Below are 11,466 nucleotides of genomic sequence, written 5' to 3' on the forward strand. Positions count from 1 at the left end.
TGGCTGAGATGACAATCCTGGACACCACCACCGAGCGGCAGCAACCCGCCGCCCCCAAGCGCCCGCAGCCGTCGAACGCCTTCCTGGACCGATTCTTCGAGATCACCAAGCGCGGATCCACCATGGCCCGCGAAGTGCGCGGCGGCCTGGTCACGTTCTTCACCATGGCGTACATCGTCATCCTGAACCCGCTGATCCTGGGCGGCTTCAGCGCGGACAATGCCCCCACCGACGTCGCCGGGGGCTGGCTGTCCGCAGCACAGGTGGGCGCTGTCACCGGCCTCACCGCCGGCGTCATGACCATCCTGTTCGGACTCATCGCCAACCTGCCCTTCGGACTCGCCGCCGGCCTGGGCATCAACTCCTTCCTGGCCGTGGCCGTGATCCAGGAAGTCACCTGGGCCGAGGCCATGGGCCTGGTGGTCATAAACGGCATCCTGATCGTCCTCTTCGGCGTCACCGGCGCCCGGACAGCGATTTTCCGGGCCGTGCCCAAGGAGCTGAAGGCCGCCATCACGGTGGGCATCGGCCTCTTCATCGCCTTCATCGGCTTCGTGGATTCCGGCTTCGTCCGGGCCACGACGGCGGGGCCACCGGTCCAGCTGGGCGACAACGGTTCCATCACGTCCGTGCCCACCATCGTGTTCATCGTCGGTCTGCTGACCATGGGCATCCTGGTGGCCCGGAAAGTGCAGGGCGGCCTGCTCATCGGCATCGTGGCCACCACCGTGCTGGCCGCGGTAGTCGAGGCGGCCATGAAGATCGGTCCGGGCAGCGAAAGCAACCCCGGCGGCTGGCACCTGAACACCCCCGTCCTCTCCGGCCAACTGGTGTCTGCCCCGGACCTGTCACTGCTAGGCCAGTTCGACATGTTCGGCGCCTTCGGCCGGATCGGCGCGCTGGCAGCCGTCATGTTGGTCTTCACCCTGGTGTTCACCAACTTCTTCGACGCCATGGGCACCATGACCGGCCTGGCCAAGAGCGCCGGCGTGGCGCACAAGGACGGCACGTTCCCGCGGCTGAAGTCGGCCTTCATCGTCGAAGGCCTGGGAGCCGTGGCCGGCGGTGCCACCTCCGGTTCGTCCAACACCGTGTACATCGATTCCGCCGCGGGCATCGGGGAAGGTGCCCGCACCGGACTGGCCTCCGTGGTCACGGGCGTGCTGTTCCTGGGCTCGATGTTCCTGACCCCGCTCACCTCCGTGGTGCCGCTCGAAGTTGCTGCCGCCGCCCTGGTGGTGGTGGGCGCGATGATGATGGCGCAGATCCGCGAGATCAAGTTCAGCAAGTTCTCCGTGGCGCTGCCGGCCTTCCTCACCATCGTCACCATGCCGCTGAGCTACTCCATCGCCAACGGCATCGGCGTCGGCTTCATCTCCTGGGCCGTCATCAGTGCGGCCTCCGGAAAAGCGAAGAAGGTGCACCCGCTGATGTGGGTGGTCACCGCCGGCTTCCTGGTGTACTTCGCCCGCGGTCCCATCAACGCCCTGCTGGGCGGGTAGGGACCGGGTCCGGACGTTGGTCCGGACCCCTTAGACAGGACCGGGGCAGGCAGATGGGGCCGGCCCCGGTCCACCAAACTGCAGGTCCATCAAACTGCAGGTCCACCAAACTGCAGGTCCATCAAACTGCAATGAAACTGACGCAGGCGCCGCAACTGCCGGTGCTTCCCCCGGCGCAGGATAGGAACGAGAATATGGACACCATCGCCGCACACGAGAAGGGAGTGCAGCAATGTTGGATCTGATGCCTTCACTGAAGGAATGGCAGCCCGCCGCAACCGGCCAGCGCTGCGCCGTCGCCACCGTGGTGGGCGTCGGCGGATCAGTGCCGCGGCCGCTCGGCACGTCCATGCTCGTGTCCGAGGCCGGCGAAGTGCTGGGCAGCCTGTCCGGGGGCTGCGTTGAAGGCGCCGTCGTCGCGGCCGCCCTTGAGGCAATGCACGACGGCGGCACCCGCCGTGAGTTTTTCGGCTACAGCGCCGAGGACGCCTTCGCTGTCGGGCTCACCTGCGGGGGAGAGCTGGAAGTCCACATCGAGCCGCTGGGCTCCGCTGCGGGCGGCTTCCAGCTGGAGAACCTGCAGGCGTTCGCCGGTTCCGGGCCGGCCGGCGCCCTGGCACTGATCCGGCGGGTGGACGCCCGCGGGGGCGGCGCCGTCGTAATCCCTGATCCGGCAGGATACCGGGCGGAGTCTTCCGCCGAGCTTGCCGCGCTGCTGGGACTGACCCACATCGGTGCCCCGGAAGCCTGGCCGCTGATGCAGGCGGCTGCGGCCCAGCTGGGACCGCTGCTGCACGGCGGCCTGACCGGGCTGGTTCGGATCGCCCCGCCGCAAGGCTGCGTTGCTCTTGCTTCGGGGGAAACATCGGGTGGCGCGGACACCAGCCCGGAGCCAATCACCCTGCTGGTGGAAAGCCGGCTTCCCCCGGCCCGCCTGCTGATTTTCGGCGCCAACGACTTCGGCGCCGCACTGCTCCCCGCCGCCCGGTTGCTGGGCTACCACGTGACCCTGTGCGACGCCCGGCCGGCCTTCGCAGGCCAAGAACGGTTCGCCGGCGCTGACGAAGTGGTCACCGCCTGGCCGCACCGCTACCTGGCGGAGGAAGCCGCGGCAGGCCGGATCGACGCCCGGACCGTGGCCTGCATCCTCACCCACGATCCCAAGTTCGACATCCCGCTGCTGGAAACTGCGCTTCGCCTTGACCTTGCCTACGTGGGGGCCATGGGGTCGCGGCGCAGCCACCGGGAGCGGGTGGATTCCCTGCTTGCTGCCGGTGTGCCTGCCGAGGCCCTTGCCCGGCTGCATTCGCCCATCGGACTTGACCTCGGCGCCGTCACTCCTGCGGAGGTGGCCGTGTCCATCACCGCCGAGCTCATCGCCAGCCGCAGCCGGGCCGCCGGTGAAGCCGTGCAGGCAGGTTCACTCAAGGACCGAACCGGCCCCATCCACAACGTCAACACGCCGCAACACCAGGAGACCCCATGGACATGAACACCATCGAGGCAGTGGTCCGCACCCACGACCCGGCCGAGTGGCGCGACGGGGATGCCTGGCTGGCGGGCGGCACTGTGCTTTTCTCCTATGGGAGCTTCGCTTTCGGCAAGGAACCCCTACGCCGGCTGCTGGACCTCGGGTCAGCCGGCTGGCCGGCCATCACCGTCACGGAGGAGGGCATCGAACTTGCGGCGACCTGCACGGTGGCGGAGCTGTATGCGCTCCCGGAATCGGAGGCACTGGCGTCGGGCGCCGGGTCCGGGCTGACGTCCGATGTAGGCAGAAACCCGGCCGCGAACTGGCCGGCGCTGGATCTGATCCGCCCCTGCTGTGACTCCTTCGTCGCCTCCTTCAAAGTGTGGAACATGTCCACTGTGGGCGGCAACCTCTGCACCTCCTTGCCGGCCGGTCCCATGATTTCACTCTGCGCAGCCCTCGACGGCGAAGCCAGCATTCTGGGCCCCGGCGGCTCCAGCCGCATCGTGCCGGTCACTGATTTCGTCACGGGCGACGGCAGGAACTGCCTCGCTCCCGGCGAGCTCCTGCGCAGCATCCGCCTTCCGGCGCCGGCGCTCGCAGCGCGCGTCGCGTTCCGCCGGCTCTCGCTCAGCAACCTGGGACGGTCCGGAGCGCTGCTGATCGGAAGGCTCGACGCCGACGGCGGCCTGGTCCTCACCGTTACCGCTGCCACCAAACGCCCCGTGCAGCTGCGCTTCGGCGCACCCTCCGGCGCGCAGATTTCGGCAGCTGCCCTCGCGGAGGCGCTCGACGCGGCCATCCCGGACGGGCTCTACCACGACGACATCCACGGCCTCCCCGCCTGGCGGAAAGACATGACGTACCGCCTGGCGGAGGAGATCCGGGCCGAACTGGAAGGCCCCGCCGGGGTTCCGCCGGGCCGCGTCTCGGGGGACTTCTGGCCGCCGCCGCGCAAACCGCCACAAGGCGGGACGCAACAAGGCAGAACACAACACACCGCTTCACCGCAGGCTTCGCCTCAGCAGGAAGGGGCCTGAGCATGCCCAACGAAACCACCGCCATCGAAATCAACGGCGTCCCGGCCGACGCCCGGCCCCGCCCCGGCCAGTGCCTCCGCACGTTCCTGCGGGAACAGGGCAACGTCGGCGTCAAGAAAGGCTGCGACGGCGGCGACTGCGGAGCCTGCACCGTTCACGTGGACGGCATTCCGGTCCACAGCTGCATCTACCCGGCTGTCCGGGCCGAGGGCCATGCCGTGACCACCATCGAGGGACTGCCTGCCGCCTGCGGAACGGCCCAAGCCGGCGCCCTCCACCCGATGCAGCAGCAGTTCCTGGACCGCCAGGGATTCCAGTGCGGATTCTGCACCGCCGGCATGGTGATGACCGCCGCCACGTTCGACGACGAGCAAAAGGAAAACCTGCCCCGGAACCTCAAGGGCAACCTCTGCCGCTGCACCGGCTACCGCGCCGTCGAAGACGCCGTCTGCGGCCGGGAGGGGCACCCGGACCCACAAGGTCCGCGGTCCGGCATCGCCGGCGAAGGCCAGCCCGAACCCAGGCCGGGCCAGCTCGGGGACGACGTGCCTGCCCCGGCAAGCCTCGCCGTGGTCACCGGCAAAGCGCGCTACACCCTGGACGTGCCTGCAGAGGAACTGCAAGGGCTGCTGCACCTGAAGCTCCTGCGCTCACCGCACGCCCATGCCAAGGTGATCTCCATTGACAGAGCGGCCGCGCTGAAAATTCCCGGGGTGGTGGCCGTTTTCACCCACCAGGACGCGCCCGCCCAGCTCTTCTCGACTGCCCAGCATGAGCTGTACACAGACGACCCGGACGACACCCGCATCCTGGACGACGTGGTCCGTTTCATCGGGCAGAAGGTTGCCGCCGTCGTCGCCGATTCCGTGGCCGCGGCGGAAGCGGGCGTGCGCGCCCTCGCCGTTGACTACCAGGTGCTGGACGCCGTCTTCACCCCCGAGGAAGCGATCAAGCCGGGTGCACCGGCGATCCACGGCGGGAAGGATCCCGCGACTGCGCGCATCAGCCGGCCCGAACAGAACGTGGTGGCGGAGCTGCATTCGGAACTCGGCAGCGTGGCCGCCGGTTTTGCCGAGGCCGACTTCGTCCACGAACAGACCTACCGGACCCAGCGCGTGCAGCACACTGCCCTGGAAACCCACGCCGCGATCGCCTCCGTGGACCCGGACGGCAGGCTCCAGGTCCGCACCTCCAGCCAGGTTCCCTTCCTGGTCCGGCGCACCCTGTCCCGGCTTTTCGCCATGCCGGAGGAACAGATCCGCGTGGTGGCCGGTCGCGTGGGCGGCGGCTTCGGCGGCAAGCAGGAAGTCCTCACCGAGGACATCGTGGCGCTGGCTGCCCTGAAGCTGAAGCGGCCGGTGCAGCTGGAATTTACCCGGACCGAACAGTTCACCGCATCCACCACCAGGCATCCGTTCACCATCCACCTCAAGGCCGGCGCCAGCAGGGACGGCCGGCTCACCGCCCTGCAGCTGGACGTCCTGACCAACACCGGCGCCTACGGCAACCACGCGCCGGGCGTGATGTTCCACGGCTGCGGCGAATCCCTGGGCGTCTACAAGTGCGCCAACAAGAAGGTGGACGCGCATGCGGTCTACACCAACACCGTGCCTTCCGGGGCCTTCCGGGGCTACGGCCTGAGCCAGATGATCTTCGCCATCGAGTCCGGCATCGACGAGCTCGCCACCGGGATCGGCATGGACCCGCTGGAGTTCCGCCGCCGCAACATGGTCCTGGAGGGCGATGACATGCTCTCCACGCATTCGGAACCGGAAGAGGACGTGCACTACGGCAGCTACGGGCTGGACCAGTGCACCCGGCTGGTGCAGGACGCCCTGGCACGGGGACTTGAGCGGTATCGTGCCGCCGGGCTGGATGACCTGGGCCCGGACTGGGTCACAGGGGAGGGGACGGCGCTGTCCATGATCGACACCGTCCCGCCGCGCGGCCACTTCGCCCACTCGAAGGTCCGGCTCCTTCCGGACGGCACCTACGCCGCCGACGTCGGGACCGCCGAATTCGGCAACGGCACCACCACTGTCCACGCGCAGCTCGCGGCCACCGCGCTGTCCACGACGGCCGCCCGCGTTACCGTGCGGCAGTCGGACACGGACCTCGTGCAGCACGATACCGGCGCATTCGGCTCGGCCGGGACGGTGGTGGCCGGAAAGGCGACACTGTCCGCGGCGGAGGAGCTCGCCGTCCGCATCCGCGCCTTCGCCGCCGGCATCCGGCAGGTGCAGTCCTCCGGCTGCGTGCTGCAGGAAGACGCCGTGGTCTGCGAAGGAACCCGGGTGCCGCTGACGGAAGTTTTCGACGCCGCCGAGCGCGCCGGCGTCGAGCTTGCCACGGAAGGGCACTGGGGCGGGACGCCGCGTTCAGTAGCGTTCAACGTCCACGGTTTCCGGGTGGCCGTGAACACGGGCACCGGGGAACTCAGGATCCTGCAAAGCGTGCAGGCCGCCGACGCCGGTGTAGTGGTCAATCCGCGGCAGTGCCGCGGCCAGATTGAGGGCGGGATAGCACAGGCCCTCGGCGCCGCCCTGTACGAGGAGGTCAAGGTGGACGACGGCGGGAAGGTCACCACGGACATCCTGCGGCAGTACCACATCCCCACCTTCGCGGACGTGCCGAGGAGCGAGGTGTACTTCGCCGAGACCAACGACAAACTGGGTCCGCTCGGGGCGAAATCGATGAGCGAGAGCCCGTTCAACCCGGTGGCTCCGGCGCTGGCGAACGCCATCCGGAACGCTACGGGGGTGAGGTTCACCGAGCTCCCCATCGCCAGGGACAAGATTTACCTGGGGCTGAAGGATGCGGGCCGGGCCTCGCGCCTTGAGAGCGCTAACGGCCTATAGTCGGATGATGGAAAAGCGAATGCTGGGCAAGACCGGACGGAACGTCTCCATTGTTGGACTGGGGACCTGGCAGCTTGGCGGGGACTGGGGCAACGTTGACCCCGCGCAGGCGCAGGCCATCCTGGCGGCTTCCGTGGAAGAGGGCGTCACGTTCTTCGATACGGCGGATGTCTACGGCGATGGCCGCAGCGAGCAGGCCATCGGCGCATTTCTGGCGGGCAACCCCGGCCTGGACATTACGGTGGCCACCAAGATGGGACGCCGGATGGAGCAACAGCCGGAGAACTACAACCTCGCCAACTTCCGCGAATGGACGGACCGGTCCCGGCGCAACCTGGGCGTGGAGCAGCTGGACCTGGTCCAGCTGCACTGCCCGCCCACCGCCGTGTACAGCAACGCCGAAGTCTACGACGCGCTGGACACCCTCGTGGCGGAGGGGGCCATCCGGAACTACGGCGTCAGCGTGGAACGGACCGATGAAGCCCTTGAGGCCGTGCGCCACGAAGGCACCGCCACCGTGCAGATCATCCTCAACCCCTTCCGGCTCAAGCCTCTGGACGAGGTGCTGCCCGCGGCTGAGGCTGCCGGGGTGGGCATCATCGTCCGGGTTCCGCTCGCCTCGGGTCTGCTGTCCGGCAAGTACACCGCGGACACGTCCTTCGCGGAGGACGACCACCGGAATTACAACCGCGACGGCTCGGCATTCGACGTCGGGGAGACCTTCTCCGGGGTGGACTTCGGGCAGGGCCTCAAGGCGGTGGCCCAGTTCGAGGAACTGGTGCCCGACGGCGTCAGCACCGCCCAGGCGGCCATCGCCTGGATTGCGGCGCAGGACGGCGTCAGCACGGTGATCCCGGGCGCGCGGAACGTGGACCAGGCTCGCGCCAACGCCGCCGCGGCGGGTGCGAGCGGCATTGACGCCACGTTCGACGTCGGCGTCCGCGAAATCTACGACCGCTACTTCCGCGACTCCATCCACCCTCGCTGGTAGCGGCTCCGGGGACAGGTTCCGGGTCAGACGACCGGGTACCAGACCCGTTCTCCCTCGACGCGTGCGAAGGCGGTGAGGGTGTGGGGTCTGGCGGACTTTTCCGTCATGATGTCCAGCACCTCCACGTTCCTGGCCAGAAGGGCGTCGCCGATCAGCGAGCGGTGGCAGCGCCACGGCACGGCCTCGGCGCACATAATCACCGCGTTGTTCGTTTTCCCCCGTTCCACCAGCTGTGCCACGGCTGCCGCAAACTCCTCGGTCTGCATGTAGTCGGCGTAACCGCGGAACGAAGCATTTCGCCATGCGGCGTTGGGGCTATCCTTCCGCGGGTGCCGCAGGCCGCCCAGCGATTCCATCCGCCGGTACCTGATGCCCTGGGCCCGGAGGCTTGCCGCCAGCTGGTCCCCGTTGAATTGCGGATTGCGGCGGGACTTCGGGATGGTGCGGACATCGATGAGTTTCCTGATCCCGTGCGCCTTGAGCATGCTGATGAACTCGTCGATCGGATGCGTGGAGTGCCCGATCGTGAAGATTGTCGCCTCAGCCATGCCCCTATGCTAGGGCGGCTGCAGACGGGGCCGGTTATCCTGATTCCCCTATGCTGCCAAGGGAAGCGGACGCTGCATGTCTTCATCCTCCATCGAGGCCTTCATCGACCGGCTCGCCGCCGTGCACACAAGTCCGGGGTGCAATAACTTCTTCGACCACTCGGTACCGGCGAACGCGCAGCGCCGGCAGAACCTGGCAGTCTACCTGGCCGAGATGCTGGACCGCTCGCCGAAGGTGCTGCTCCTGGGAGAGGCGCCGGGTTTCAGGGGCATGCGGATCACCGGTGTTCCCTTTACCAACCGCACCATCTTCAGCGGGCCGCCCAACGCTTTCGGCCTGTTCGGGGAGGGAAAGGGGTACGTGCTGCCGCCGGAGGCATCGGGAATCGCTGCCGAGCCGACGGCCACCGTGATGTGGGAGGTCCTGGCGGAACTCGAGTTTCTTCCCCTGTTGTGGAGTGCCTGCCCGTGGCACACCCACGTGCCCGGCCAGCCGCTGTCCAACCGCACGCCCACCACTGCCGAAGCAACACTCGGAACCCCGTTCTGGCAGGCCCTGGTGGAGCTGTTTTCCATTGAAACCGTGGTGGCCGTAGGGAATGTGGCGCACCGCAGCCTTCAGCGGAACGGTGTCGACGCGCCCAAAATCAGGCATCCGGCCCACGGGGGTCGAGCGCGCTTCAAACAGGGACTCGAGGAGCTCATGGCAGGCGGCCGCGCCTGAGGTGTGTGCTTGGAGTGTGGGCCTGGGGTGTTTCTCAGCCGAGCAGGTGGAGCTGGTCCGGGGTGTCGAGGTCGGCGCCCGTTGACTGGTCGCTGCAGTCCACCAGGTCAATCAGATCCAGGTGCGACTGCAGGAAAAGGCGGGCACCGGCGTCGCCCGTTGCTGATCCGGACGCATCGGCACGCAGGCTGACGTCCAGCAGCAGCGGATGTCCGCGGCGGAGGGAGCCGTCCGGTCCGCGGTAGGCAGCCGCCGTCACCCTGCCGGTGCGGTGTGCGGCCAGCAGCCGTGCCACGGTTTCCGGCGTCAGTCCGGGCTGGTCAACCAGCGCCACCAGGACATGGTCCCCGGCGGGCGCCGCCGCTACGCCCGACCTGAACGAGCTGCCCATCCCGCCCTGCCAGTCCGGGTTGTCGATGACTGTGTACGGCGCCAGGTCCGCGCTTGTCCTGACCCTCGCCGCCTCGGCGCCGAGGACGACCACGACCTCCCGGCAGCCGCCGTCGAGCAGGGCCCCGGCAAGGACTTCCACGAGGGTCCGGCCGCGGAATGGCAGCAGGGCCTTTGGCCCGCGCCCCAGCCGGGTACCCGCCCCCGCGGCGAGCAGCACCGCCGTCGTGCGCGGTTCGCGTGAGTCAGCCATGTCCCCAGCCTATTCCCAGGCCCAAGGTCCCAAGCCTCCTCACCCCTGGTTACCCCTCAGCCCCCTCACCTCTGGATACCTCTCAGCCTCCACCCCCACCCCTCACCCCCCGGGAGTTTTTGTCCAGATAATGGCCCCAAAACGGCCGTAAGGTCGCGATATCTGGACAAAAACTCCCCGAGCAGAAGGGAACTGGGTCAGGCGTCGCCGCCTGCGCCTCCCGTGGTGCCGGCGTTCACGTCCAGGATCTTGTAGCGGTCCATGGCGTACGACGGCGCGCCCTCCTCCACGTCGCCCCTCGCCGCGAGCAGCTGCAGGGTTTTCACCACGATGGAGTGGGTGTCGTTCTTGAAGAAGCGGCGGGCTGCGGCGCGGGTGTCGGAGAAGCCGAAGCCGTCGGCGCCGAGGGAGGCGAACTCGTTCGGCAGGAACTGCCGGATCTGGTCCGGCACGGCCTTCATGTAGTCCGAGACCGCCACGATCGGGCCGGTGGCGCCGGCGAGTTGCTGCACCACGAACGGGACGCGGGCGGGCTGGCCCGGGTTCAGGAACGCCTCCTCCTCAGCCGCGAGGCCGTCTCGGCGCAGTTCGTTCCAGGAGGTGACGGACCAGACGTCGGCGGAAACGCCCCAGTCCTCGGCGAGGATCCGCTGGGCGTCCAGCGCCCACGGAACGGACACACCGGAAGCCAGGATCTGGCTCCTGGGGCCCTCAACGCCCGACGCCGACACCCGGTAGATGCCCTTGAGCACACCGTTGACGTCGAGGTCCTCCGGCTCTGCCGGCTGGGTGATGGGTTCGTTGTAGACGGTGATGTAGTACATCAGGTTCTTATCGGCTGCAGTTCCGGTTCCCTCGCCGCTTGCGGCGGGTCCGTACATCCGCTCGATGCCGTCGCGGACGATGTGGCCCATTTCGTAGCCGTAGGCGGGGTCGTAGGTGACCACTGCCGGGTTGGTGGCCGCGAGGATGGGGGAGTGTCCGTCGGCGTGCTGGAGTCCTTCGCCGGTGAGGGTGGTCCGGCCTGCTGTGGCGCCGATGATGAAGCCGCGGGTCATCTGGTCCGCGGCGGCCCAGAAGGCGTCGCCGGTGCGCTGGAAGCCGAACATGGAGTAGAACACGTAGACCGGGATCAGCGGCACGCCGTGGGTGGCGTAGGCGGTGCCGGCTGCGGTGAAGGCTGCGACGGCGCCGGCTTCGTTGATGCCGGGGTGGATCAGCTGGCCCTGGGCGGATTCCTTGTAGGCCAGGACCAGGTCGCGGTCCACCGACAGGTAGTTCTGGCCCCCTGGGTTATAGATCTTCGCCGTCGGGAAGAACGCGTCCATGCCGAAGGTCCGCGATTCGTCCGGAACTATGGGAACAATCCGGTGCCCGAACTTCTTGTCGCGGAGCAGGTCCTTGAGCAGACGTACGAATGCCATGGTGGTGGCGGCCTGCTGCTTGCCCGAACCGCGCTTGGCAACGTCAAAGGTCCTGGCCTCCGGCAGTTCAACGGCCGTGTGGCGGGAGCGGCGTTCCGGGACGGAGCCGCCCAGGGCCTTCCTCCGTTCCAAGAGATAAGCGATCTCGGGGGCGTCGGCGCCGGGGTGGAAATAGGGCGGGCTGTAGGGGTCCTGTTCCAATTGGGTGTCGGAAACGGGGATCCGGAGATAGTCCCTGAATTCCTTGAGGTCGTCCAGGGTGAGT

General features: G+C 68.1%; 9 protein-coding genes. 6 read left to right on the plus strand and 3 right to left on the minus strand.

Annotation, left to right across the window (positions count from 1 at the left end):
• The first annotated feature begins 8 nt into the window (after positions 1 to 8).
• The 5 genes from J7I92_RS16100 (at position 9) to J7I92_RS16120 (ending at position 7,862) form a co-directional block, all read left to right on the plus strand.
• Positions 9 to 1,502 (plus strand): NCS2 family permease, encoded by a 1,494-nt coding sequence (locus J7I92_RS16100; RefSeq protein WP_214842156.1) that lies wholly within the window; start codon positions 9 to 11, stop codon positions 1,500 to 1,502.
• Between the two features lie 232 nt (positions 1,503 to 1,734).
• Positions 1,735 to 2,994 carry an XdhC family protein gene (locus J7I92_RS16105; protein ID WP_214842138.1) on the plus strand — a complete coding sequence of 420 codons (1,260 nt, stop codon included), beginning with the start codon at positions 1,735 to 1,737 and terminating at the stop codon, positions 2,992 to 2,994.
• Positions 2,985 to 4,013: an FAD binding domain-containing protein gene (locus J7I92_RS16110; RefSeq protein WP_214842140.1), complete on the plus strand. Its 1,029-nt coding sequence runs from the start codon at positions 2,985 to 2,987 to the stop codon at positions 4,011 to 4,013. Before J7I92_RS16105 ends, J7I92_RS16110 begins: the two co-directional genes overlap by 10 nt.
• A 2-nt stretch (positions 4,014 to 4,015) precedes the next feature.
• Positions 4,016 to 6,871 carry a molybdopterin cofactor-binding domain-containing protein gene (locus J7I92_RS16115; protein WP_214842142.1) on the plus strand — a complete coding sequence of 952 codons (2,856 nt, stop codon included), beginning with the start codon at positions 4,016 to 4,018 and terminating at the stop codon, positions 6,869 to 6,871.
• Between the two features lie 7 nt (positions 6,872 to 6,878).
• A complete protein-coding gene (locus J7I92_RS16120; RefSeq protein ID WP_214842144.1) occupies positions 6,879 to 7,862 on the plus strand; it encodes an aldo/keto reductase in 984 nt (327 codons plus the stop codon).
• A gap of 23 nt (positions 7,863 to 7,885) precedes the next feature.
• Here J7I92_RS16120 and J7I92_RS16125 read toward each other — a convergent pair whose 3' ends face one another.
• Positions 7,886 to 8,410, minus strand: a complete 525-nt coding sequence (locus tag J7I92_RS16125) for a DUF488 family protein (RefSeq protein WP_214842146.1) — start codon at positions 8,408 to 8,410, stop codon at positions 7,886 to 7,888.
• A gap of 76 nt (positions 8,411 to 8,486) precedes the next feature.
• On the opposite strand from J7I92_RS16125, the gene J7I92_RS16130 reads away from it, so the two are divergent.
• Positions 8,487 to 9,134 (plus strand): uracil-DNA glycosylase, encoded by a 648-nt coding sequence (locus J7I92_RS16130; protein ID WP_214842148.1) that lies wholly within the window; start codon positions 8,487 to 8,489, stop codon positions 9,132 to 9,134.
• A gap of 34 nt (positions 9,135 to 9,168) precedes the next feature.
• Here J7I92_RS16130 and nboR read toward each other — a convergent pair whose 3' ends face one another.
• Together nboR and J7I92_RS16140 are read right to left on the minus strand one after the other, a co-directional pair.
• Positions 9,169 to 9,777: a nicotine blue oxidoreductase gene (gene nboR / locus J7I92_RS16135; protein WP_214842150.1), complete on the minus strand. Its 609-nt coding sequence runs from the start codon at positions 9,775 to 9,777 to the stop codon at positions 9,169 to 9,171.
• A 197-nt stretch (positions 9,778 to 9,974) separates the two neighbouring features.
• Positions 9,975 to 11,466, minus strand: a 1,492-nt coding sequence (locus J7I92_RS16140; RefSeq protein ID WP_396020402.1) for a transketolase-like TK C-terminal-containing protein, incomplete at its 5' end; no start/stop codon positions are given.

It is taken from the genome of Arthrobacter sp. ISL-72, from assembly GCF_018613755.1.
In the GTDB taxonomy this organism is placed as follows: domain Bacteria; phylum Actinomycetota; class Actinomycetes; order Actinomycetales; family Micrococcaceae; genus Arthrobacter.